This window comes from Streptomyces sp. NBC_01433, assembly GCF_026340105.1.
Classification (GTDB): Bacteria; Actinomycetota; Actinomycetes; order Streptomycetales; family Streptomycetaceae; genus Streptomyces.
This window is the reverse complement of sequence record NZ_JAPEPM010000001.1, coordinates 4,981,748-5,005,212: the sequence shown is the minus strand read 5'-3', so window position 1 is coordinate 5,005,212 and position 23,465 is coordinate 4,981,748. Positions and strand designations below refer to the sequence as shown.

General features: G+C 71.3%; 23 protein-coding genes and 1 pseudogene. 9 read left to right on the top strand and 15 right to left on the bottom strand.

The window, feature by feature from the left end; genetic code table 11:
- Nucleotides 1–3: 3 nt before the first annotated feature.
- Nucleotides 4–2,133, bottom strand: coding sequence for an excinuclease ABC subunit UvrB (uvrB, locus tag OG413_RS22495; protein WP_266808185.1), 2,130 nt, complete (start codon nt 2,131–2,133; stop codon nt 4–6).
- 39 nt (nt 2,134–2,172) lie between these two features.
- Nucleotides 2,173–3,045, bottom strand: a complete 873-nt coding sequence (locus OG413_RS22490) for an MHYT domain-containing protein (RefSeq protein WP_266808184.1) — start codon at nt 3,043–3,045, stop codon at nt 2,173–2,175.
- Between the two features lie 213 nt (nt 3,046–3,258).
- Between OG413_RS22490 and OG413_RS22485 the strand changes: the two genes are divergently transcribed.
- The 3 genes from OG413_RS22485 (at nt 3,259) to OG413_RS22475 (ending at nt 6,185) form a co-directional block, all read left to right on the top strand.
- Nucleotides 3,259–4,134: a glycerophosphodiester phosphodiesterase family protein gene (locus OG413_RS22485; protein ID WP_266808183.1), complete on the top strand. Its 876-nt coding sequence runs from the start codon at nt 3,259–3,261 to the stop codon at nt 4,132–4,134.
- A gap of 149 nt (nt 4,135–4,283) precedes the next feature.
- Entirely contained in the window at nt 4,284–4,829 is a 546-nt protein-coding gene (locus OG413_RS22480) for a methylated-DNA--[protein]-cysteine S-methyltransferase (protein WP_266808182.1), read from the top strand.
- A gap of 96 nt (nt 4,830–4,925) precedes the next feature.
- Nucleotides 4,926–6,185, top strand: coding sequence for an MFS transporter (locus OG413_RS22475; protein ID WP_266808180.1), 1,260 nt, complete (start codon nt 4,926–4,928; stop codon nt 6,183–6,185).
- A 147-nt stretch (nt 6,186–6,332) separates the two neighbouring features.
- Here OG413_RS22475 and OG413_RS22470 read toward each other — a convergent pair whose 3' ends face one another.
- A complete protein-coding gene (locus OG413_RS22470; RefSeq protein ID WP_266808178.1) occupies nt 6,333–6,695 on the bottom strand; it encodes a cupin domain-containing protein in 363 nt (120 codons plus the stop codon).
- 151 nt (nt 6,696–6,846) lie between these two features.
- Here OG413_RS22470 and OG413_RS22465 point away from each other — a divergent pair, with 151 nt between their 5' ends.
- Nucleotides 6,847–7,821 carry a pseudouridine-5'-phosphate glycosidase gene (locus OG413_RS22465; RefSeq protein ID WP_266808176.1) on the top strand — a complete coding sequence of 325 codons (975 nt, stop codon included), beginning with the start codon at nt 6,847–6,849 and terminating at the stop codon, nt 7,819–7,821.
- Nucleotides 7,818–8,735, top strand: a complete 918-nt coding sequence (locus OG413_RS22460) for a carbohydrate kinase family protein (RefSeq protein WP_266808174.1) — start codon at nt 7,818–7,820, stop codon at nt 8,733–8,735. Before OG413_RS22465 ends, OG413_RS22460 begins: the two co-directional genes overlap by 4 nt.
- A 63-nt stretch (nt 8,736–8,798) precedes the next feature.
- Here OG413_RS22460 and OG413_RS22455 read toward each other — a convergent pair whose 3' ends face one another.
- From OG413_RS22455 to OG413_RS22445, 3 genes are all read right to left on the bottom strand, one after another.
- A complete protein-coding gene (locus OG413_RS22455) occupies nt 8,799–9,446 on the bottom strand; it encodes a uridine kinase (RefSeq protein ID WP_266808172.1) in 648 nt (215 codons plus the stop codon).
- A 7-nt stretch (nt 9,447–9,453) separates the two neighbouring features.
- Entirely contained in the window at nt 9,454–9,825 is a 372-nt protein-coding gene (locus OG413_RS22450; protein WP_266808170.1) for a hypothetical protein, read from the bottom strand.
- A 131-nt stretch (nt 9,826–9,956) separates the two neighbouring features.
- On the bottom strand, nt 9,957–10,655 hold the full coding sequence (locus OG413_RS22445) for a helix-turn-helix domain-containing protein (RefSeq protein ID WP_266808168.1): 699 nt from the start codon (nt 10,653–10,655) through the stop codon (nt 9,957–9,959).
- A gap of 86 nt (nt 10,656–10,741) precedes the next feature.
- Between OG413_RS22445 and OG413_RS22440 the strand changes: the two genes are divergently transcribed.
- A complete protein-coding gene (locus tag OG413_RS22440) occupies nt 10,742–11,953 on the top strand; it encodes a pyridoxal phosphate-dependent aminotransferase (RefSeq protein ID WP_266808166.1) in 1,212 nt (403 codons plus the stop codon).
- On the top strand, nt 11,950–12,609 hold the full coding sequence (locus OG413_RS22435; protein ID WP_266808165.1) for a peptidase: 660 nt from the start codon (nt 11,950–11,952) through the stop codon (nt 12,607–12,609). Before OG413_RS22440 ends, OG413_RS22435 begins: the two co-directional genes overlap by 4 nt.
- 289 nt (nt 12,610–12,898) lie before the next feature.
- Here the strand turns inward: OG413_RS22435 and OG413_RS22430 are convergent.
- From OG413_RS22430 to OG413_RS22410, 5 genes and pseudogenes are all read right to left on the bottom strand, one after another.
- Nucleotides 12,899–12,984: pseudogene (locus tag OG413_RS22430) on the bottom strand.
- A gap of 34 nt (nt 12,985–13,018) precedes the next feature.
- Nucleotides 13,019–13,750 (bottom strand): hypothetical protein, encoded by a 732-nt coding sequence (locus OG413_RS22425; protein ID WP_266808164.1) that lies wholly within the window; start codon nt 13,748–13,750, stop codon nt 13,019–13,021.
- Between the two features lie 125 nt (nt 13,751–13,875).
- Nucleotides 13,876–15,168, bottom strand: a complete 1,293-nt coding sequence (locus tag OG413_RS22420; RefSeq protein WP_266808163.1) for an SWIM zinc finger family protein — start codon at nt 15,166–15,168, stop codon at nt 13,876–13,878.
- Nucleotides 15,165–18,173 carry a DEAD/DEAH box helicase gene (locus OG413_RS22415; RefSeq protein WP_266808161.1) on the bottom strand — a complete coding sequence of 1,003 codons (3,009 nt, stop codon included), beginning with the start codon at nt 18,171–18,173 and terminating at the stop codon, nt 15,165–15,167. Before OG413_RS22415 ends, OG413_RS22420 begins: the two co-directional genes overlap by 4 nt.
- Before the next feature lie 164 nt (nt 18,174–18,337).
- A complete protein-coding gene (locus OG413_RS22410; RefSeq protein WP_266808158.1) occupies nt 18,338–19,378 on the bottom strand; it encodes a slipin family protein in 1,041 nt (346 codons plus the stop codon).
- Between the two features lie 230 nt (nt 19,379–19,608).
- Here OG413_RS22410 and OG413_RS22405 point away from each other — a divergent pair, with 230 nt between their 5' ends.
- The gene (locus tag OG413_RS22405) at nt 19,609–20,004 is read left to right on the top strand and encodes a hypothetical protein (RefSeq protein ID WP_266808156.1); all 396 of its coding nucleotides are present in this window, start codon (nt 19,609–19,611) and stop codon (nt 20,002–20,004) included.
- A 93-nt stretch (nt 20,005–20,097) separates the two neighbouring features.
- Here the strand turns inward: OG413_RS22405 and OG413_RS22400 are convergent, their stop codons facing one another.
- Both OG413_RS22400 and OG413_RS22395 read right to left on the bottom strand, forming a co-directional pair.
- Nucleotides 20,098–20,814 carry a bifunctional 2-polyprenyl-6-hydroxyphenol methylase/3-demethylubiquinol 3-O-methyltransferase UbiG gene (locus OG413_RS22400; RefSeq protein ID WP_266808154.1) on the bottom strand — a complete coding sequence of 239 codons (717 nt, stop codon included), beginning with the start codon at nt 20,812–20,814 and terminating at the stop codon, nt 20,098–20,100.
- A gap of 84 nt (nt 20,815–20,898) precedes the next feature.
- On the bottom strand, nt 20,899–22,065 hold the full coding sequence (locus tag OG413_RS22395) for an ADP-ribosylglycohydrolase family protein (protein ID WP_266808152.1): 1,167 nt from the start codon (nt 22,063–22,065) through the stop codon (nt 20,899–20,901).
- Here OG413_RS22395 and OG413_RS22390 point away from each other — a divergent pair.
- The gene (locus OG413_RS22390; RefSeq protein WP_266808150.1) at nt 22,064–22,384 is read left to right on the top strand and encodes a DUF6343 family protein; all 321 of its coding nucleotides are present in this window, start codon (nt 22,064–22,066) and stop codon (nt 22,382–22,384) included. The genes OG413_RS22395 and OG413_RS22390 overlap by 2 nt on opposite strands.
- 25 nt (nt 22,385–22,409) lie before the next feature.
- Here the strand turns inward: OG413_RS22390 and OG413_RS22385 are convergent, their stop codons facing one another.
- Together OG413_RS22385 and coaE are read right to left on the bottom strand one after the other, a co-directional pair.
- Nucleotides 22,410–22,778 (bottom strand): tetratricopeptide repeat protein, encoded by a 369-nt coding sequence (locus OG413_RS22385; RefSeq protein ID WP_266808148.1) that lies wholly within the window; start codon nt 22,776–22,778, stop codon nt 22,410–22,412.
- A gap of 81 nt (nt 22,779–22,859) precedes the next feature.
- The gene (coaE, locus tag OG413_RS22380; RefSeq protein ID WP_266808146.1) at nt 22,860–23,462 is read right to left on the bottom strand and encodes a dephospho-CoA kinase; all 603 of its coding nucleotides are present in this window, start codon (nt 23,460–23,462) and stop codon (nt 22,860–22,862) included.
- Nucleotides 23,463–23,465 lie beyond the last annotated feature (3 nt).

Below are 23,465 nucleotides of genomic sequence, written 5' to 3'. Positions count from 1 at the left end.
GGTTCAGGCGAGGCCCGCCTCCTTCATCTGGCGCAGTTCCTTCTTCAACTCGCCCACCTCGTCGCGCAGTCGGGCTGCCACCTCGAATTGCAGGTCGGCGGCGGCCGCCCGCATCCGGTCGGTCATCTCCTCGATGATTCCGGCCAGTTCGGTGGCGGGCCGGTCGCTGACCACCGCACCGTTCGACGTGGCCCTGCCCGGGGCGCCGCCCTTGGCCGCCTTTCCGCCGAGCGCCGGAACCGGGGCCTTGGCGCCCTTCGTCTGGCGATAGCCGCTGCCGAGGAGCTGCTCGGTGTCGACCTCCTCGCGGGCGATGGTCGCGACGATGTCGTTGATCTTCTTGCGCAGCGGCTGCGGATCGATGCCGCGCTCGGTGTTGTACGCGATCTGCTTCTCGCGGCGGCGGTTGGTCTCGTCGATGGCCTGCGCCATCGCCGGGGTGATCTTGTCCGCGTACATATGGACCTGGCCGGACACGTTACGAGCCGCACGTCCGATGGTCTGGATGAGCGAGGTGCCGGAGCGCAGGAAGCCCTGCTTGTCCGCGTCGAGGATGGCCACCAGTGAGACCTCGGGCAGGTCGAGGCCCTCGCGCAGGAGGTTGATCCCGACCAGGACGTCGTACTCACCGGAGCGCAGTTCACGCAGGAGCTCGATACGGCGCAGCGTGTCGACGTCGCTGTGCAGATAGCGGACCTGGATGCCCAGCTCCAGGAAGTAGTCCGTGAGGTCCTCGGACATCTTCTTGGTGAGGGTGGTCACCAGGACCCGCTCGTCCCGCTCGGTGCGCTTGCGGATCTCGTGCACCAGGTCGTCGATCTGGCCCTCGGTGGGCTTGACGACGACCTCGGGGTCGATGAGGCCGGTGGGGCGGATGATCTGCTCCACGAAGCCGTCGCCGCGCGAGAGCTCGTACTTCCCCGGGGTGGCGGAGAGATAGACGGTCTGGTCGATGCGCTTCAGGAACTCCTCCCACTTCAGCGGGCGGTTGTCCATGGCCGAGGGCAGCCGGAAACCGTGGTCGACGAGAGTCCGTTTGCGGGAGGCGTCCCCTTCGTACATCGCGCCGATCTGCGGCACCGTGACGTGCGACTCGTCGAGGACGAGAAGGAAGTCCTCGGGGAAGTAGTCGAGGAGGGTGTTGGGGGCGGTGCCGGGGGCACGGTCGTCGAAGTGCATCGAGTAGTTCTCGACGCCCGAACAGGTGCCGATCTGGCGGAGCATCTCGATGTCGTACGTCGTGCGCATGCGCAGCCGCTGGGCCTCCAGCATCTTGCCCTGCTTCTCCAGCTCGGCCAGGCGCTGTTCCAGCTCCCGTTCGATGCCGCCGACCGCCTTCTCCATGCGCTCGGGTCCCGCGACGTAGTGGCTGGCGGGGAACACGTGGAGCGACTGGTCCTCGCTGATGACCTCGCCGGTGAGCGGGTGGAGGGTGGAGAGCGCCTCGATCTCGTCGCCGAACATCTCGATGCGGACGGCGAGCTCCTCGTAGACCGGGAAGATCTCGATCGTGTCGCCGCGCACCCGGAAGGTGCCGCGGGTGAACGCCAGGTCGTTGCGGCTGTACTGCATCTCGACGAACCGGCGCAGCAGCTGGTCGCGGTCGATCTCCTCGCCGACCTTGAGCTGGACCATCCGGTCCACGTACTCCTGGGGCGTACCGAGGCCGTAGATGCAGGAGACGGAGGCGACCACGATGACGTCACGGCGGGTGAGCAGCGAGTTCGTCGCGGAGTGGCGCAGCCGCTCGACCTCCTCGTTGATCGAGGAGTCCTTCTCGATGTAGGTGTCCGACTGCGGTACGTACGCCTCGGGCTGGTAGTAGTCGTAGTACGAGACGAAGTACTCGACGGCGTTGTTGGGCAGCAGCTCGCGGAACTCGTTGGCCAGCTGGGCGGCGAGGGTCTTGTTCGGCGCCATCACCAGGGTGGGGCGCTGCAGCTTCTCGATCATCCACGCGGTGGTCGCCGACTTGCCGGTGCCGGTCGCGCCGAGCAGGACCACGTCCTTCTCATCCGCGCGGATACGCCGCTCCAGCTCGGCGATGGCCGCCGGCTGGTCGCCACTGGGCTGGTAGGAGCTGACGACCTCGAAAGGCGCCACCGAACGTTCGATCTTCGAAACGGGCCGCATGCAACCACCGTACGACCCCCCACTGACAACGGGGTCGGATCACCGGTAGCGCGGGGGCCGGGTCGCCCTGCGGGCGGGGGTCTCGTGGGTCGCGCGCTGCCGCTGGACGGGCATGGTCCGGGGCCGGCCGTCGCCGCGTGCGCCACGGTCGCCCCGCGGGTCGTCCCGGTCGGGCTCCCCCATGACCACCAGCGGGTCGAACATCACGACCACCCCGGCCAGGAGCAGGAAACAGGCGGGGCCGATGAGCATCGGGATGATCAGGGTGGCGGGGGTGTCACCGGCCAGGGCGCCCGAGTCGGCGTCGGCATGCAGGTGGACATCGAGCGCGGCCATGCCGGTGTAGTGCATTCCGCTCACCGCCACCCCCATGGCCAGGCTCGCGCCGAGGCTGGCCGCGAAGCCGTGGACGGAGACGGCCGCCCAGAGCGCGGCCGTCGCGGCCACCACGGCGATCACGACGGAGAGGGACACGGTGACCGTGTCGTACGTGAACTGTCCCCGCAGCCGCATTCCGGCCATGCCGAGGTAGTGCATGGAGGCCACACCGAGGCCGGTGATCGTGCCGCCGGTGATCAACGCCATGCGCGTCGCGCCTCGGTAGCCGACAATGAAAATGCCGATGCCGACCATCACGATCGCCACGGCGAGGCTCGCGAAGGTGAGGGCCTTGTCGAAGGCGATCGGTGCCCCTTCGACGGTGAAACCCATCATGGCGACGAAATGCATGGTCCAGATACCGGAGCCGATGGAGGTGGCGCCCAGTCCGAGCCAGCCGGCCTTGAAGGAGCGTTCCGTCCGCAATGACCGGGTCGTACAGCGCAGTCCCAGCGCGGCACCGAGGCAGGCCATGGCGAAAGCCACGACCGGAGTCACGAGGCCGTAGGTGAATCCGTCCACTGTGCCCTGCATGCTGGTACGCCCTTCACGGAAGCCCGGGTTGGGGTGACCCTATGGGGCGAGGCCCGGCAGACAAACATAAGAGCCGCATTTTATCGACACGGAAATCGGCCCGCGATCCGGTACCGAAGATTCCGTTCACGTTGTGGCCATCGGTGCCCTGTCCTCCGTTGGTGATCGGCTGTAAGTCTCTGCCTGTCCGCATCTCTGACGCGAGGAGTACACGTGTCCGTACGCAGCGCAACTACGTCCACCGCTGTCGCCACTCTGCTCGGCGCCGGCGCCCTGCTGCTTCCCGCCTCCCAGACACTGGCCGCCGACCGGCACGACAGCCCGGTCGTCTTCGCCCACCGGGGGGCCTCGGCCTACGCGCCGGAGAACACCCTGGCCGCCGTCGACGCCGCGGACGACCTGGGCATCGACTGGGTGGAGAACGATGTGCAGCTCACCAAGGACGGTGAGCTGGTCGTCATGCACGACACCAACCTCAAGCGGACGACGGACGCCGAGCAGATCTATCCCGACCGCGCCCCCTGGGCGGTCAAGGACTTCACCGCCGCCGAGATCGCCAAACTGGACGCGGGCAGCTGGTTCGGCACCCAGTTCACGGGCGCCCGGGTGCCGACGCTCAAGCAGTATCTGCACCGGGTCGAGAAGAACCACCAGAAGCTGCTGCTGGAGATCAAGAGCCCCGAGGCGTACCCGGGCATCGAGAAGGCAACCCTGCGGGTGCTGCGCCACGAGGGCTGGCTCGACCGCGGCCACGTCCGGAACAAGCTGGTCATCCAGAGCTTCGGCGGCGACAGCGTGAAGAAGGTGCACGAGCTCCGCCCCGACATCACCACCGGCTTCCTGGGCACCCCGGCGGTGGCCGATCTGCCGTCGTACGCGGCGTTCACCGACCAGATCAACCCCTCGTACTCGACGATCAGCGCGGACTACGTGGCGGCCGTGCACGCGCTGAAGGGCGCGCACGGCAAGCCGCTCCGGGTGAACACCTGGACCGTCAACGACGCGGCGAACGCGGCCAAGGTCCAGGGCTTCGGGGTCGACGGCATCATCACCAACTACCCCGACGTCGTACGCGACGCCACGCGCTGACCTCAGGCGTCGGGCTCGGACGCGGACGCGGACGCGGACGCGGACGCGGACGCGGACGCGGCAGAACGTAAGGCCGAAGCAGCGGCGTGCGGCGGCTGCGAACGGCCGCGAATCCGCCGTTGTCAGTGGCCGGTCGTACGGTGGTCGGCATGAACAGCGACGAGCAGTCCGCGGAGTGGTCCGTCGTGCCCAGCGACATCGGGCCGCTGTTGCTCGCAGCCACCGGTACGGGGCTGGTGAGCGTGATCTTCCACGCCGGTCCCCCGGTCCGGGAGAAGGCGCTCGGGCAGCTGCGCACGCGGCTCGGCGCGGAGCCGGTACAGACCCCCGGCTCCGCGCGGCTCGCCGAGCCGATACGCCAGCTCGCGGCGTACTTCGCGGGCGGGCTGAAGGAATTCACGCTCCCCCTGGACTGGTCGCTGACCTCAGGTTTCCACCGGGAGGTCCTCCGCGAGCTGGCGTCCGGCGTGCCGTACGGGACGGTCGTCGGGTACGGGGACCTGGCGGCGCGGGTCGGGCAGCCGGGGGCGGCGCAGGCCGTGGGGGCGGCCATGGGCTCCAACCCGCTGCCGGTGGTGGTGCCGTGCCACCGGGTGGTGGAGAGCGACGGCGGACTCGGCGGCTTCGGCGGCGGGCTGGAGACCAAGCGGCAGCTGCTGGCCCTGGAAGGAGTCCTTCCGCAGCCTTTGTTCTAGAAGGGGTACGCGAAGGACCGCACCCGGGACAAGGAACGCGCCAGGCACACCGAAGCCGTCTTCGTACTCACGTACGAGAAATGGCACACTTCGCCGGTGACGACGCCCCTCCCGGTACCACCGGTCACGGCTGCCGACCTGCCCGCTCTGCGCCGCAGGACCTCTGCCGTGCTCATCGCCAGCCAGATACTCGGCGGCCTCGGCGTGCCCATCGGCACCGCCCTGGCCCCGGTCCTGGCCACGGAGGTGAGTGGCTCCGAAGCACTGTCCGGTCTCGCCCCGACCGCCTCGGTGGCCGGTACGGCTCTGCTGTCGCTGCCGCTGGCCGCGCTGATGACCTCGCGGGGCCGCCGCCCCGGCCTGGTGCTCGCCTATCTGGTCGGTGCGCTCGGCGCGGGCCTGGTGGTGCTCGCCACCGTCGTGGAGAACTTTCCGCTGCTCCTGCTCGGCATGGCCGGGTTCGGCGCCGGCTCGTCGGCCAGTCTCCAGGCCCGGTTCGCCGCCGCGGATCTCGTGGCACCGGAACGGCGGGGCCGGGCCATCTCCACCGTCATCTGGGCCACCACCATCGGTTCGGTGCTCGGCCCCAACATCGCGGCACCCTCGGGCCGCCTCTTCCGCGGTACGCCGGTGTCCGAGACAGCGGGGCCGTTCCTCATCGCGGCGGGCATCTTCCTGCTCGCGGCCCTGGTGGTCGCGGTCCTGCTGCGCCCCGATCCGCTGCTCACGGCGCGGGCGCTGGCCCCGGGCGACGGCCACTCCACCGGGAAGCGTTCGCTGCGTACCGGAATCGCCGCCGTCCGAGCCGCGCCGATGGCCCGGCTGGCGCTGGTGACCGTGGTCGTGTCGCACACCGCCATGGTTTCGATCATGGTCATGACCCCGGTGGACCTGGGGCGGCACGGTGCGGACATTCAGCTGATCGGCCTGGTCATCAGCGGCCATATCGCGGGCATGTACGCGTTCTCGCCGGTGATGGGGTGGCTGTCCGACCGGCTCGGCCGGCTCGCCGTCATCGGCCTGGCGGTCGGCCTGCTCGCCTGCGCCGCGCTGCTGGCGGGCACCGCCGGTGCCAGCCACGGGCAGACCGCCGCCGGGCTGTTCGTCCTCGGGCTCGGCTGGTCGGCTGGCATGATCGCCGGTTCGGCCCTGCTCACCGACTCCGTGCCGCAGGCGGCCCGCGCCGCCGTGCAGGGCCTGTCGGACCTGACCATGAACACGGCGGCGGGCATCGGCGGAGCGGCCGCCGGACTGATCGTCGCCCAATGGGGCTACGGCCTGCTGAACGCGATCGGCGCCTGCCTGCTGCTGCCGATGGCCGTGCTCGCCCTTCGCCGGGGCCTGCGAGAGGGCTAGAGGTGCGGGGCCGAGGGCCGGGGCGAACACCGGCGGCCCCCGAGGCTTCAGAGGCTTCAGAGGCTTCAGAGGCCCGAGCAACTCCAACGGCCCCAAGCGGCCCCACCAGCTTCAGTAGCCACAGCAGCTTCAGCGACCTCAGAGACCTCAGAGGCTGATGTGGTACGCCTTGCGCAGCGTCTCGTGCACCGTCCACGTCGTACGGTCGCCCTCCCGCAGCACGCAGGCGTCCCCCGGCCCGATCTCCAGCGTCGCGCCGCCCTCGACCACGACCGTCGCCCGCCCGCTGACGACCACGAACAGCTCATCGGCCTCGGTGTCGGTGACCACTCCGGGCGTGATCTGCCAGATCCCGCGCACCTGCTTGCCGTCCTCGGACTCCCACAGCACCTTCCCCGTCACGACGGGGTCCCCGGAGACGATCTGTGCCGGATCCAGAGGTTCCGGTTCCAGTTCGGCGTCCGGAATGTGCACGACGAAGGAGGCAGGAGCTTGATCAAGTGTTGTCATGGCCGGTCACCTTAGCGAGCGCCCCCGGAGACCCCGCCACCAGGCCCGCCCCACGAGCACCGCGGGATGGCGCCGCGGGAGCTGACGGGGAGGTTCCGCGGAGCGTGCCACTCCGTGTTTGCGGGCGCCCTGCCCGCGACAGGGATGGGGCATGCCACAGAACACATCGGAGCGGACGCCCGAGCACACCCCCGGCCCCACGCAGGACGACACCCGGCGCTACGCACCGGTGCTGTCCGACGAAGCAGGCGCGGCCATCGCCGCCCGGCGCCCCGTCGTCGCCCTGGAGTCGACGATCATCGCGCACGGTCTGCCGCGCCCCCGCAATCTTCAGGTCGCCATGGAACTGGAGGAGCTCGTCCGCTCCGAGGGGGCCGTCCCCGCCACCGTCGCCGTGCTGGACGGCCGGGCCCATGTGGGCCTGGACAAGGCGGGGTTGGAGCGGGTCGCCGGTGATCCGGCGATACGGAAGCTGGGCCACCGGGACCTCGCGCCCGCGTTGGCGGCGGGCACGAGCGGGGCGACGACGGTGTCCGCTACGGCCTTCCTGGCGGCCCGCGCGGGTCTGCGCGTCTTCGCCACCGGCGGCCTCGGCGGAGTGCACCGGGAATGGACGCGGAACCAGGACGAGTCGGCGGACCTGCGGCTGCTCGCGCGTACCGGCATCACCGTGGTGTGCGCGGGAGTGAAGTCGATCCTCGACGTCCCGGCCACCCTCCAGCGCCTGGAGACTCTCGGAGTCGGAGTCCTCGGCTACGGCACCGGGTATTTCCCCGGCTTCTATCTCAGCAGCTCGGGCGAGCCGGTCGACTGGACGGTCCGCACGCCCGAGGAGGTGGCGGAGGTGATGCGGGCGCGCGAGGCGCTCGGCGGACCGGAATCCGCGTTGATCGTCGCCAATCCCGTACCGGAGAAGGACCAGTTGGATCCCGCGACGCACGACCGGGTGCTGGCGGAGGCGCTGGACGCGTGCCGGGAGCGTGGCATCGTGGGGCAGGCCGTCACGCCGTTCCTGCTGGACCAGCTGATGCGGCGGACCGAAGGCGCGTCGCTGGAGGCCAACTTGGCGGCGGTACGCGGAAATGTGCGGCTCGCGGCACGGATCGCAGCGGCGGCCGTACGGTGACGGAGGCGGGCGACCGCTCCCCGTCCGGTGGGCTCCTCGTCGTCGGTGAGGTGGTCACGGACATCGTGGCCCGGCACGCGTCGGCGCTCGTCCACGGCACGGACACGGCGGCCCGGATCAGCACGCTGCCGGGCGGCGCGGGCGCCAACGCCGCCTGCTGGGCCGCCCGTTCGGGCTGCCGGGACGTCACCCTGCTGGCCCGCGCTGGCGCCGGTTCCGCGACCTGGCACCGGGAAGCCCTGGAGCGGGCGGGAGTACGTCCGCTGCTGGCCGTGGACGCCGAGACGCCCACCGCGACCGTCATCGCACTGGTGGACCGGGCCGCCGAGCGCACCTTCCTCACCGACAGCGGGGCGGTACTGCGCCTCTGCCCCGACGACTTCTCGCCCTCGATGCTCGACGGCATCGCCCATCTCCACATCTCCGGCTATCTCCTCTTCGGCGCGTCGAGCCGCGCGACGGCCCTGCTCGCGGCCGGGGCGGCCCGGCAGCGGGACATCCCGGTGAGCGTGGACCCCGCCTCCGCGGGATTTCTGGCCGGACTCGGCGTCGACCGGTTCCTGGAATTCACCGAGGGAATGGACCTGTTGCTGCCCAACGCGGACGAGGCCCGGATACTGACAGGGCTGCCCGAACCCGCCGACGCGGCGGCCAAGTTGAGCCGACAGTTCCCCCAGGTCGTCGTCACCCTCGGCGACCGGGGCGCCCTGCTGGCCGCCGAGGGCGCGGTGACCGCCCACGTCGCCGCCGTGCCGGTCCGCGATCCGGTCGACTCGACGGGGGCGGGTGACGCGTTCACCGGCGGTTTCCTCGCGGCCCGCCTCGCCGGAGCGGACGACCCGGCGGCCGCGGCGGCGGGCTGCCGGGCGGGGGCCGAAGCGGTCGCGACGGTCGGCGGCAGACCGCCCGCGTAGCGCCTCCTACCACTCGCCCTTCCCCCCGCCCCTCAGCCCTCATCAGCCCTCAATCCTCGGCCCTCACCCCTCGGCCGCCGGCCCCGACCAGGCAGGATGCCGTGGGTCATCGGCCCGTACGACCACATCGGCACGGTCGGTGGGCGTCACCTCGTCCTCGTACCGTGCGAAGGCGGGCAACGTCCACCGGTCGGCGTCCCCGGTGCGCCGCAGCAGAGCCCCCGGCGAGAGCCGCAGATGGACACTCAGGTCGAACGGGAACCAGCGCCCCAGCAGCAGCGGCCCGTGCACGAGCGCCACCCCGCCCTCCGGCAGCGTTCGGTACGGGCTCCTGGTGGCCCGGTCCGTCACCGGGTCCCACAGGTCCGGCAGCACCCTTCCGCTGCCGCCCGCCTCCAGTGGCCCGAACACCTCGCGCCACAGCGCCCCCGTGTCGAACCAGCCGTCGGCGTACGAGTCGGGGTCCTCCTTGCCGTACTCGTACCGGAGGCTCGCCGGACGCAGGAACCCCTCGGTCGCGACGGTGAGCACCGCACGGCCGCGCACCCGCAGTCGCTGAGCGACGCGTTCGGCCAGCTCGCCGGTACGGGCCGCCGGGGCGCCGTCGATGCCGACCTTGAGCCAGGCACCACCGTCCGAAGGCGTCAGGCCGTCGACATGCGCGGACAGGGCGTCGGCCAGGCCGTCCCAGGTGATCGCTTCAAGTCGCACACGCCCATCATCCCCCGCCGGGCCGCTCCGCCGCCGGGGGCGGCCGACGCCCGAGGTGCCGCTCCACGAGGCGGGCCACCCGGTCGGCCCGCGGACCGAGGCCGGGTTCGCGGGCGGCGGCGGTCCGGGCGAGGCGGGTGATGTCGGCGGGCCAGTCGCCGGTGACGGTGTCCGGTGCGTCGATGCGCCGGAAGCCGCGCTTCAGGAGGCCGAGGGCGGTCTGCGGCTGCTCGCGCAGCACCGCCTTCACCGCGGCGACCGCGTTGGGCAGCAACAGGTCCTGGGCGAACGCGGCACGCCACGCCGGATCGAGGGACGCGTCACCGGAGACCGGAGCGTCACCGTGCGGTACGGGGCCGGAGTGCGCGTCATCGTCCATGAACGGCCGTTCCCTTCCGCCCCGGTCCGGGGCACGAGGCCGAGTGCGGCCACGCTACCTCTGACTCCCGTACGGCAACCACCTCACCGCACCGCGCGCCTCACCTTGCCTCACCGCACCTCGCCACGGGGTCATTCACCGCGCAGCTCGGCGGCGAGCGGCCCCTCGCCCACCACTTCGATACGGCCGTCCTTGACCGCCTCCAGGAGGGTCTCCTCACCCCGGCCGAGCGCCAGACACAGCTCGGCGTCGAGGGTGATCCGGGCATCGGGGCGCTCGGCGGGACCGTACCCGTACACGTCCCCCACCTCCCCGTCCACCGTTCCCCGCCCCGAACCGGCGCCCGGACCCACTCCCGTACGGACATGGAACTCGCCCTCGTCCAGGTGGACTTCGACGACTCCGGTGTGTGTCAGGCCGTCCAGGGCGCGCAGCAACGGCAGCGCGAACCAGTGCGCCCGTACCGCGTCGGTGGGGCGCCGCTCGGCCAGCGCGGGCGCCCCCCACTCCGCGAGAGCGGCCAGGACGGGCAGCAGGCCATGGCCGCGCTCGGTCAGCTCGTACACGGCCGCGGCGGCCGGGGGCGGGAGCCGACGGCGTACGGCGAGGCCGCTCTGCTCCATGTCCTTGAGGCGGGAGGCCAGGACGTCGGTGCTGACGCCGGGCAGGTCGGCGTGCAGATCGGTGTAGCGGCGGGGGCCCGCCAGCAGTTCACGGACGATCAGCAGGGTCCACCGGTCGCCGACGGAGTCGAGGGCGCGGGCGGCGGCGCAGAACTGGTCGTAGCTCCGGCGGCGGACGGGGCGTGCTGCTTGCTGCTGACGTGGCATGCGACGCAGTCTAGACATGTTGTTGGACTTTCCAAGCTTGAGCTTGGTAAAACCAAGTATCGCAATTCGGCTCGGGGAGGCACCGCATGGAGTTCCAGCAGTCCAGCAAGCTCAACGAGGTCTGTTACGAGATCCGGGGCCCGGTCATCGAGCACGCCAACGCCCTTGAGGAGGCGGGCCACAGCGTGCTCCGCCTCAACACGGGCAATCCGGCGCTCTTCGGCTTCGAGGCACCGGAGGAGATCGTCCAGGACATGATCCGGATGCTCCCGCAGGCCCACGGCTACACCGATTCACGCGGCATCCTCTCCGCGCGGCGCGCCGTGGCACAGCGGTACCAGGCCATGGGGCTGCCGGATGTCGGCGTGGACGACATCTTCCTCGGCAACGGGGTCTCCGAGCTCATCTCCATGTCCGTACAAGGGCTGTTGGAGGACGGTGACGAGGTACTGATCCCGGCTCCCGACTATCCGCTGTGGACCGCCGTGGTGACGCTCGCGGGCGGTAAGGCCGTGCACTACGTCTGCGACGAGTCCGCGGACTGGAACCCGGACCTCGCCGACATGGCGTCGAAGATCACCGACCGCACCAGGGCCGTCGTGATCATCAACCCGAACAACCCGACCGGTGCCGTGTACCCGCGCGAGATCCTCGAAGGAATCCTCGATCTCGCCCGCAGGCACGGGCTGATGGTGTTCGCCGACGAGATCTACGACCAGATCCTCTACGACGACGCCGTGCACCACAGTGTGGCGGCCCTCGCCCCCGATCTGGTCTGCCTCACCTTCAGCGGGCTGTCGAAGACGTACCGTGTCGCGGGTTTCCGTTCGGGCTGGATGGTGGTGTCCGGGCCGAAGCAGCACGCCCGCAGCTATCTGGAGGGCCTGACCATGCTCGCCTCCATGCGGCTGTGCCCCAACGCGCCCTCGCAGTACGCCATCCAGGCGGCGCTGGGCGGCCGGCAGTCCATCCGGGAGTTGGTTGCTCCCGGCGGCAGGCTGTACGAACAGCGCAACCGGGCCTGGGAGAAGCTCAACGAGATCCCCGGCGTGTCATGCGTGAAACCGAAGGGCGCGCTGTACGCGTTCCCTCGCATCGACCCGAAGGTGCACCCCATCGTCGACGACGAGAAGTTCGTCCTCGATCTGCTGCTGCGCGAGAAGATCCAGGTGGTGCAGGGCACCGGTTTCAACTGGCCGCGTCCTGACCATTTCCGGATTCTGACCCTCCCGTACGCTGACGATCTTGACGCGGCGATCAGCCGCATCGGCCGCTTCCTGAACGGATACCGTCAGTGACCTGCTCCTTCTGTCCGGTTCCCGTCCACACCCAGTTCGCCACCGCGGAGCTGGTGGGGCCGATCGTCGAGGGGGGATTCGATCCGGCCGACGATCCGGGCTGGGCCGGTTCGGGCGCTCGGTCGCCCGCCGAGTACGCGCGCTGGGCCGGTCATCTGTGCGGTATGACCTGCCTGCGCATGGCCCTCGGCGGCGACGCCCCCGCAGCTCCCGGTACCCCCGTCCCTTCCTTGTTCGCCCTGCGCGACGGGGCGTTGAAGTACGGGGCGTACACCGAGGACGCGGACAGGGTGATCCGGGGGCTGATCTACGCCCCGTTCGCCCAGTACGTACGGGAGACGCACGGCATCGACGCGACGGTGCACCGGCACCTCGCTCCGGACGAGATCCTCGGCCTGCTGGACGAGGGCCGGACGGTGATGGCGTCCGTGCACTACGGGATCCGGCACCCCGAGCGGCCCGCTCCCGGACGGGGCGGGCATCTGGTGCTGGTGACGTGCCGTACACCCGACGGGGACGGGGTCCACTTCCACAATCCGTCCGGGACGAACGCCGGGACGCGGGCCGCGCAGCTGCCACTGGCGGACTTCGAGCGCTTCTTCGCGGGTCGCGGTGTTTCGCTGGGCCCCGGAACGGGAGCGGGCCCGGAGGCGTAGCCGGCCTCCGGGCCCTGTGGTTGCCGCCCATACGGCACGCCGGCACTTTTAAGGACCTGGGTCAGTCGTTATGTCGTCGCGTCCTGCCTTTAGACGACCGCAGATCGAAGCTCTGCGGGCCGGAGTCGAACCGGCATCTCGACGCCCTCGGGCCCAGGCCCGTTTGATCCGGCGATCGGCGGCGAATGCTGAATCTGGAGCAAGAGTCTGAGATTGATCACGGTCTGCCTCTGCCCCTTGGGCTACTCCGGCCCGGACACGTACACCTGCGGGCTGTGTACGCGGGAAGTGCCGGAGGGAGGAATCGAACCTCCACTGGAACCGCGTCGTCACGACAAGCTTCAGTGTCAGCTTGCGCTCCTCGCGCACCCCGGCCGTGTGTCGTGGTGGCCGGGGAATCCATGGTCGGTCACCCGAAGAGGTAACCGAATACCGCATCACCCACCCGCTGGTCGGTGACATCTCCGCCGTTGGCCTCCTCGCGGGCGAACTTCACGGCCTGCTGGAGCTTTTCCACCCGGTCCAGCAGTTCGTTGACGCGCCGCGCGGGAAGGGCTCCGGAGAACTTCACCGTCGTCCAGTACCCGATCGGGATGTCCTCGTAGTACACCTCGACCTGCGCCGGGTGCTTCTCGGTGGCCTCCGCCTTCACATGGTTGCGGGGCACCTTCTTCGTACGGAGCGTCCTGACCGGTTCGGTCTTCCAGGAGTCCGTCGACGGGTCCTGCGTCCACGCCTCGGAGGCGTCCAGCACGGGCAGCTTGCGGACGAAGGTGTTGATGTCGGTCAGCTGCTTCTCCAGGAAGAGGAGATACGACACCGGCACCGCACTCACCAGCACCCGTCCGTCGACCAGCACATCGGCGCGGGCCGAGCAGTTCGCCCAGTCCTTCGTGGCGGTCACGTCGAAGAGCCGGGTCAGCGTCACCGCGGTCTCCCGCAGGACGTCCTCCGCCTTGACCTGCACCAGCGTCGACTCGGGCGGAAGCTGCTCGCCCTCCTCGTCCTTCGGCTGGTAGGTCCGGGAGATCCCGGCCAGCAATCCGGCCTTCTGGAGGCCGTGATGCGCCGCCGTCAGGTCCTGATGAGCCTTGGACTTGACGCCCTTCTCCACTGCGATGATCTGATTGAGTTTCGCCACACGCAGGAACGTAGCACCGTCAACTTCGGTGATCCAAAGGGTTTTTACGGCTGCGCGCCGCAGCGTTCGTACTCATCGGCACAAGCCGCCCGACGGAGCGCGGGAGCCGGGGCACGCACTCGGGATCAGCCGCCCAGCAGGGCTTCGAGGGCGCTCACCGGGTCGGTGTCCGGGGTGGCGCGGGGCCACCAGTCGTCGGCGCCGGGGTCGGACTCGTAGCCGTACCAGCGGCCGTCGTGGCCGAAGCGGAGCTGAAGCGCGCCGCCCGGGTGAGTGAGGTGATTGCGCCAGGGCTGGAAGCGGGGGAAGTCGGCGGCGGCCAGGGCGGGGCGGGCCCGGTCGAACGGTCCGGCCGGGGGGTCCCAGGGCGCTTCCAGAACCGTGAGTCCTTCGGCATCGCCCTGACGCCAGGCGGCGACGGCGCGGGCCAGGTCGGTGGTGGTACGGCCGGTGGCGTAGGCCAGCTCCCGGTAGAGCGCCCGGGTGGTGGCGGTGAGCCCGGCGGTGGGGCGGGCCGCCGCCAGCCGGACCGCGTCCTGCCACGCGGTGAGACCCGCGAGCGGGTCCCGGCCGGTGGTCAGCAGGCCATGTGCGCGGGCCGCCGCGTCCGTGGCGAGGTGGTCGAGGCCCAACGGGTCGCGCGCGCCCGGCAGATCCGGGTACGACGGGGGCTGGCCGGGGTGCGGGGGGACCGGAAGGGGCGCGGGGAGCGGCGGCAGGTACCGGTCGGCCAACGCCTCACCGGCCGCCACCGAGGGCGCGGCGGAGGCGGCGGGACGCTCACGCGCGGAGTGTTCCGCGTTCCTGCGGCCCAGCTCGTCGAGGAGTTCCCGCTCGCCCCTGCCCCTCATCAGCAGCAGGACGAACGGGTCGCTGTCGAGCAGCCTGGCCGTCTGGAAGCAGAGCGCCGCGACATGCTTGCAGGGCCGGCCGTGGTCGGGGCACGAGCAGCTCGGGTCGAGGTCACCCGCTGCGGGCAGCAGCCGGGTGTCGGCCTCCTGAGCCGTGTCGGCCAGGGAGTGCGGCATCTCCTTGGCCAACAGCGCGGACAGATGCCCGGGGCGAGCGGCGACCGCGTCGAGGAGGGCGTCCCACCCGGTGTCCGTGAAGGTGCGCAGGCGCAGTTCGGCGCGGTACGGGCGGGGGCGGCTGCCGTGGACGTAGGCGACGACGCGGCCGGGGGTGACGGTGATCGCGGCGACATGGCCGCCGTCCGCGTACGTACGGCCGCGGGCGAGCCGCGCCTCGTCCATCGACAGGGACTCCAGGGCGGCCACCCAGGCACGTCCCCACCAGCTGTCCGCGAAGGGCTCCCCGTCGGCGGACGTGCGGGCCGGCACCGCTTCGAAGGTCCGCCGCAGATCGTCGGGGCCCGGCCGGGACCGGGGCGCCGTGCGCGGCGCGGGGCGGGGGCTCACACCGGCCTCCGGAGCGAGACGAGATCGGCGAGATCACGGTCGCTGAGCTCGGTCAGGGCGGTCTCACCGGTGCCGAGGACCGCGTCGGCCAGGGCCCTCTTGGACTCCAGCAGCTCACCGATCCGGTCCTCCACCGTCCCCTCCGCGATCAGCCGGTGGACCTGCACGGGCTGCGTCTGGCCGATGCGGTACGCCCGGTCGGTGGCCTGCTCCTCGACCGCCGGGTTCCACCAGCGGTCGTAATGGATGACGTGAGCGGCGCGGGTGAGGTTCAGCCCCGTGCCGGCCGCCTTGAGGGAGAGCAGGAAGACCGGGATCTCGGCGGCCTGGAAGCGGTCCACCATCCGTTCGCGTTCGGGCACCGGCGTGCCGCCGTGCAGCAGTTGGGAGGGGATGGCCCGGGACGCCAGATGGGCGGAGAGAAGCCGGGCCATCGTCACGTACTGGGTGAAGATCAGGACGGACCCGCCCTCGGACAGGATCGTGTCGAGGAGTTCGTCCAGGAGCGCGAGCTTGCCGGAGCGGCCCGTGAGCCGGGTCGGCTCCTCCTTCAGATACTGCGCGGGGTGGTTGCAGATCTGCTTGAGCGAGGCCAGCAGCTTCATCACCAGGCCGCGTCGGGCGATGCCTTCCGCGGCCTCGATCTGCGCCATCGTCTCGCGCACCGCCGCCTCGTAGAGCGTGACCTGCTCACGGGTGAGGAAGACGGGGTGGTCGGTCTCCGTCTTCGGCGGCAGCTCGGGGGCGATGCCGGGGTCGGACTTCTTGCGGCGCAGGAGGAAGGGGCGGACGAGCCGGGCCAGCCGCTCGACCGCCTCTTCGTTGCCCAGGCCCGCGGCCGTGCCGGTGTTCTCCACGATCCGGGCGTGCCGGGACCGGAACGCCTTGAGCGGGCCGAGCAGCCCGGGGGTCGTCCAGTCGAGCAGCGCCCAGAGCTCGGAGAGGTTGTTCTCCACGGGGGTGCCAGTCAGGGCGACGCGGGCCGGGGCCGGGATGGTGCGCAGCGCCTTGGCGGTGGAGGAGTGCGGGTTCTTCACGTGCTGCGCCTCGTCGGCGACGACCAGCCCCCAGGACTGTGCGGCGAGCTGGGCCGCGCTGGAACGCATCGTGCCGTACGTGGTGAGGACGAAACCGCCGTCCGGGTCCGTCAGGGTCCGGTCGGTGCCGTGGAACCGGCGAACCGGAACGCCGGGCGCGAAGCGGTTGATCTCCCGGTGCCAGTTGCCGAGGAGGGAGGCGGGGCAGATCACCAGCGTCGGCGCGGGGTGGGCGCGGTGCAGATGCAGGGCGATCACCGTGATCGTCTTGCCGAGGCCCATGTCGTCGGCGAGGCAGCCGCCGAGGCCGAGCGAGGTCATCCGGTCCAGCCAGGCCAGGCCGCGCAGTTGGTAGTCGCGCAGGGTCGCGTCCAGGCCGGGCGGCGGCGGGACGGTCGCGTCGTCGGCGAGGATACGGGTCCGGAGCGCGGCCAGGGCACCGGCCGGCACCGCGTCCACCTGTTCACCGTCGACCTCGGCGCTGCCGGTGAGGGCGACGGCGAGGGCGTCCACCGGGTCGAGCAGGCCGAGCTCCCGCTTGCGTGCCTTGCGTACGAGCGCGGGGTCGACGACCACCCACTGGTCGCGCAGCCGCACCACGGGGCGGTGGGCCTCGGCCAGGGTGTCCATCTCGGCCTCGGTCAGCTGCTCGTCACCGAGCGACAGCTGCCAGTTGAAGGCGAAGAGCTGCTCCGCGTCGAAGAACGAGGTGCCGTCGGTGGCCGAGCCGGGTGCGGGCCGGACGACGGCGGCCGCGGTGAGCGAACGGGCGAGCTCCCGCGGCCAGTGGACGTTGACCCCGGCCGCGGTCAGGCGGGCCCCGGCATCGCTCAGCAGCTCGTACAGCTCGTCCTCGGTGAGGGCGAGCACATCGGGGACGGGCTGGTCGAGCAGCCGCTCCAGCGGCGCCCAGACACGCGCGGCGCGGCGCAGGGCGAGCACCGCGTCGACCTGGGCACGCGGTCCGAACGGCTCCCCTCCCCCGCCGTTCCACAGGGCGGCGGCGTCGATGACGTACGTCGGGTCGGCGAGGCTGTGCACCTGGACGACGGCCGCGGCGGCATGGCGCACGGCGGGATCGTCCGGGCTGCCGGGACGGTCGGGGTCATCCGCGGCGAGGGCGTAGGTGTCCGCGGTGTCGAAGAGCTCGTACGCGGAGAGGTCGAGCCGCAGCGAGACCCGGACACCCGCGTCCAGGCCGGCAGCGACCTCGACGGCCCAGGCGGCGGCGCCGGGCAGATGCTGGGCCTCCCGGGCCGCGAACGGCGCGCCCATCGCGTGGGCCGCGGCCGGCGTACGGGGCAGGGTGTCGGCGACCGCGTCGAGGAAGGCCCCGATCAGGAACTCGGGGTCGGTCAGCCGGAGCGGCGCGAGGCCGTCCACCGGCACCGCGTACCCCTCGGGAGGCATGGCGGCGGCGACGGCCCGCAGATGCGCGATGTCCTCGGCATCACGCGGACCGGCCCGCCAGGCGTCGTGGTCGTCGGCCGTCAGTCCGGGGAGCAGTCTGCCGCGCGCCACCAGATTCAGCGCGTGCAGCGCGGCGGCGCCCCAGCAGCGGGTGGCGGGATGGGCGGACGCCTGATGGCGGGCGAGGACGAGCAGCGGCAGCGCGTCAGCGACGGGCAGCAGCACGGCGGGCACGGTGCGGGCACGGACATCGGGCGTGCGGCCCTTACCACTCGTGCCATCCGTACCACTCGTGCCGTCCCGCCGGACCACGGTCAGGTCGGTCAGTTCGGTGGTGGCGTAAGCGGAATCCCCGGCCGGTGCGGGATCGGCGGCCGACGCGGGATCGGCGGCGTGCGCGAACGGATTCCCGGCCCGCGCGGTGTCTTCGCGCTCCTCCGGGTCCCAGAAGGCGATCCGGCCGTCCCTCGGCAGGGCGGCGGGCAGGAAGACCACCGGGCAGCGCAGCAGGCGGCTGATGCGCGCGTCCCGCGCGTCCCGTGCGTCCCGTGCCGTCATCTCCGGCCACCCCCTCCCGCCCTGATCCGCGTCTGTTCCCTCTGACTCCGCGAGTCTAGGCGGGGGGTCTGACAACCTCCGACCTGGCCACGTTCCCGCAGCTCAGGACCGTTCGGCGAGCAGAGTGCGATCAATAGCGGGCCACCATCAGCGGTGGGCGGACATCAGTGGTGGGCGAACGGTTCGGCACCGGACCGATCGTCCGTGTCCGCGTTCGCCGCCGCCGGAGCCGCGGTCGCCCCTGAGGGGCCCTTCCGCTGCGGAGCCCGCGACGGCCGTCGCACCGACGGCGACGGTGCCGACTGCACGGGCGATGCCTGCTGAGCGCTTTCCTGCGGCACAGGCGGCACCACAGCCTCCGGCAGCTGCTGTTGTTGCGGCTGCTGCTGTTCTTGCTGCTCCGGCGGCGGCTGCTGCAGCTGCGCGAGTTGCTGCTGCAGCTGCGGCTGCTGTGCCCGTTCCAGGAAGCGGAGCAGTTCCACCGGGAACGGCAGGACGAGGGTGGAGTTCTTCTCGGCCGCGACCGCGACCACGGTCTGGAGCAGTCGCAGCTGCAGGGCCGCCGGCTGGGTGGACATCTCCTTGGCCGCCTGGGCCAGCTTCTTCGACGCCTGCAGTTCCGCGTCGGCGTTGATCACCCTGGCGCGCCGTTCCCGGTCCGCCTCCGCCTGACGCGCCATGGAGCGCTTCATCGTCTCGGGCAGCGATACGTCCTTGATCTCCACCCGGTCGATCTGCACACCCCAGCCCACGGCCGGGCTGTCGATCATCAGCTCCAGGCCCTGGTTCAGCTTCTCCCGGTTGGACAGGAGGTCGTCCAGATCGCTCTTACCGATGATCGACCGCAGCGACGTCTGGGCCATCTGCGACACCGCGAACTGGTAGTCCTCCACCTCGACCACCGCGCTCGCCGCGTCGACCACCTTGAAGTAGATGACGGCGTCCACCCGGACCGTCACGTTGTCCCGGGTGATTCCGTCCTGGGCGGGCACCGGCATCGTCACGATCTGCATATTCACCTTGCGGAGCCGGTCCACGCCTGGCAGAACCATGGTGAACCCTGGCCCTCGCACATCGTTGCGGAGCCTGCCCAGCCGCAGCACCACACCGCGCTCGTACTGCTTGACCACGCGGGCCGCCCCTGCCGCGTACAGCGCGCCGGCGCACAGTATCGCCACTATCGCGATCACTAGCTCCTGGACCATGACGGCCCCCTGACAAGATCGAAGTCTAGGGAATTGAGCTCTATTAACACGGTATGCCCAATATGCACACCCGTCGAACCCCCGTTGCGCCGAAGCTCGCCCGGTCGGCCGCCCTCCGGATGCCGGACCGTCGCGGAGCGGGCAGCGTGACCAGCGCCGGGACGTCCCGTGGCGTACAGGCACAGCATGTGACGTAGAGATGAGCCGGACGAGCAGACGAGGACCCGCCCATGTCCGTGACCGCGAACGCGACTGTGCCCGCGACCACGCCCGCGACCGTGACCGATCACCGCCCCCGACGCCGCCGCCTCGGTGTCGCGGCCGGAGCAGCGCTCCTCACCCTGACCGTCTCGGGCTGTTCCGGTCTCGGCCGCACCGCCGTCGGACCGGTCATCTACTCCACCGAACGCGACGCCGTGATCCTGGTGAACAGCCCCTCGGTCAGGGGCTGCCACCGGCTGGCCCCCGCCGGTGTCCACGAGGTCGAGAACCGGACGCTGGTCGATGTCGTGATGTACCGCACCCGGAACTGCACCGGCGGCGACACGACGTATGTGCCCACCACGTTCACCGACACCAAGGCTCCCCCCAGCCTCCCCTGGCGCAGCTACAGCATCGTGCACTGACCCCGGCGGGCGACCCGTCGCCCGCCGGTCCACCGGTCCGCCGGGACCGCATGCCCACCGGTCCGCCGGGCTCCGGGACCGCATGCCCCCGGTTCACCGGGCTCCGGGGCTCCGCTGCACGGGGAGTGCGCGCACCCACATTCCGTCGTCGGTGAGATACCGGTCGACGGTGAGCCCGGCGGCCGCCAGATGCCCTTCGAACTCCTCCCGCGACAGCTCCCGCGACAGGAAAGTCTGCGTCCACCGCGCGTCGTCGAAGACATACTCCGCGTGCACCGAACGCACCCCGTCCCCGACGGGCTCCGCCGAGACGATCCGTATGGTGCCGCCCGCCGGATCCTCCCGCTCCCAGGGCAGATCGGAGCGGTGCGCGGCACCTTCGCGCTGGACGAGCACGACCCCGCCGTCCTTCACATGCCTGCGGCAGGCCCGCAGCATTCCGTCCCGCACCCGGTGCTCGGGAGCGTGGACCAGGAACGACGCCAGCATCACCACGTCGAACCTCTCCTCACCGAGGTCCAGCGACTCGATGGGGCCGCACACCGTACGGGCGCCGCCGACGCGCTCCAGCATCTCCGGCGACTCGTCCACGGCTGTCACGGCGAAGCCGCGCTCGACCAGCGGCCGCGTCACCCGGCCCGCGCCGCAGCCCAGCTCCAGCACACTCGCTCCGGCGGGCACGGCCGCCTGGATCACGTCCGGTTCCTCGCACACGGACAGCCGTGCGTACAGCTCGACCGCGCAGCCGTCCGGCGTGATGACGCCGGGCCCGGTCCCCGCATATCCCTCACGTACGAGTCGTCCGCTCATACCGTGTCAAACGCCCGGCCACCGGCGGCCGTTCCCTCGCATCCGGGTCCGCTCCGGGCGGGTGACGCACGGGCCCCGACGTTCTCAGCAGCCAGGGTAGCGGTCGGCGGGCCAGTCGACCGGCTCTTCGCATTCCATCGACAAGTCGTCGGCCAGTTCCGCGATCACGGCACGGCCCTGCGTCAACGCGAGCCAGGACGACGGGAGTCGGCCGTCGCCGTGCAGGGCACCGAGCAGATTCCCGCAGACCGAACCCGTGGAGTCGCTGTCGCCCGAGTGGTTGACCGAGAGCAGCAGCGCCCGCTCCACGTCCCGGGCACCCGGCAGGACCAGCGCGCAGTACACGGCGATGGCGAGGGCCTCCTCGGCCACCCAGCCCGCGCCCAGCGACTCCACCTTCTCGGCGGTCGGCCTGCCCCTCGCGGCCAGGTCGACCGCTGCCCGCAGCGCCGCCGTCGTCTCCTCGTGGCCGGGATGGCGGGCGAGAAGCTCCATCGCCCGCAGCACGGCACCCTCCGGTGAGTCGCCTTCCAGCAGGTGGGCGACGATCGCGGCGAACGCACCGGCGGCGTACGCACCGGTGAGGTGTCCGTGGGTGATCTTCGCGCACCGGGCGGCATCCTCGAACACCGCCCATGAGGGCTCCCCCATCAGCCCGAACGGGGCGGACCTCATCACGGTCCCGCAGCCCTTGGAACCGGTGTTGACCGGCCCCGGCACGGAGAGCGGAGTGTCCCCGTCCGGCGTGTGGCCGGCCGCGAGTCCGGTCAGGCAGGCATTGCCGGGGGCCCGGCGCGCGTACAGCCAGGGCTGTTGCCGCAGCCACCCCGTCCGTACGAGGCTGTCGCCGCCCCGGACCGGTGGGGACGGGTGGTTCTGGGTGTCCAGCCAGCGCAGGTAGGCATGGCGCACGATGGCCGTACGTGCACCGCCGATCCCCTTCGCGGAAGCTCTGACACGCGCCCTGATCAGGCCCTCGACCGTGAAGAGCGTCATCTGTGTGTCATCGGTGACGCGCCCGACGATCCCCTCCTCGTCCGCGACGAGCCCGCGTACGCCGTTCTCCCCGTGGGCCCGCCGGATGCCGTCGAGCGACAGGAACTCCACGGGGTTTCCCAGCGCGTCACCGATCGCGCCGCCCAGCAGACAACCTCGTACCCGGGCCCGCCGGACCGCGTCGTCCTCCCGTATCCCGCCGCTCACACGCCACTCCCCCTCGTCGCTGTTCCGTCTGCCGCGCTGCGGGTCCATGCTGGTAGGTGAGGCGATCCGTATGCGTACCGGCAGTGAACCCGCGACCGCCCGCAGTGCCCTGCGGATGCGGCTGTGGCTGAGTCTATGGGGCACGATCTGGGCCCTCTTCGGCCTGGTGGCCTTCGTGCTGGCCGACCGGCCGGGCTGGGCCGCGGCCTGCGGGGCGCTGCTGATGATCACCGTCCTGGACTTCTGCGTGGTCGTCCACCGCATCCACCAGGGGGCGCGCTACCAGCCGGGCCGGAACACCCCGCCGTACGAGCCCGGCCACGGCGGGCACGACCGTCCGGGCCGACCACACGACCGGGCGGCTTGAGCACACACCCTTGAGCGCCCCGGCGTCAGCCCTGTTCGTCGAAGCGCGCCGCCTTCAGATACTCCGGGTTCGGGTCGAGGGCGGCGGCGAGCCGGAAGTGCCGGGTGGCCTGTGCCGGTCGGCCCGCGCGCTGGAAGGTCCGGGCCAGCGCGAAGTGGGCGAACGCGTTGTCCGGCTCACGCTCCAGCACCAGCTCGAACTCCAGCTCGGCCGGGCGCAGTTGTGCCGCCGCGAAGAACGCGCGGGCCCTCAGCAGCCGGGCCGCCGTGTTCTCCGGGTGGGCGGCTATCACCGAGTCGAGCAGCTTGACCGCGCCCCGTGGATCCCGGGCCGCGAGCAGTTGCTCCGCCGCACGGAAATCGATGACATGGGTTTCCGGATTGCTCTCGGGCACGGTCGCATCCTTCCCTTCACTCACGGTTTTCCAACGTCCGTTCGGACACGGTATTCCGACCGCCGAGCCCGCGGGGCCGCGTCAGTGAGCCGCGGTCCGCCGGGTCAGCTCGTCCCAGACCTCGCGGACCTGGGGCTCCAGCGCCTCCAGCGGTCCGTCGTTGTCGACGATCAGGTCCGCGGACGCCCTGCGCTCCTCACGGGTCGCCTGGGCGGCCATCCGGGCGCGGGCGTCGGCCTCCGTCATACCGCGCAGCCGTACGAGCCGGTCGAGCTGGGTCTCGGGGGTGGCGTCCACCACGACGACCAGGTCGTAGAGCGGGGCGAGGCCGTTCTCGGTGAGGAGGGGGACGTCATGGATGACGACCGCGTCCGGGCCCGCCACCCGTTCCAGCTCGGCGGAGCGGGCGCCGACCAGGGGGTGGACGATCGCGTTGAGCGCCGCGAGGCGGTCCGCGTCCGCGAAGACGATCGCACCGAGCGCGGGGCGGTCCAGGGTGCCGTCGGCATGGAGGATTCCGGTACCGAAGGCGTCCACGACGGCGGCCAGTCCGGGGGTGCCGGGCTCGACCACCTCGCGCGCGATCCGGTCGGCGTCGATCAGCACGGCCCCGTAGCCGACGAGCAACCGTGACACTTCACTCTTGCCGGCGCCGATGCCACCGGTCAGGCCCACTTTCAGCATGGG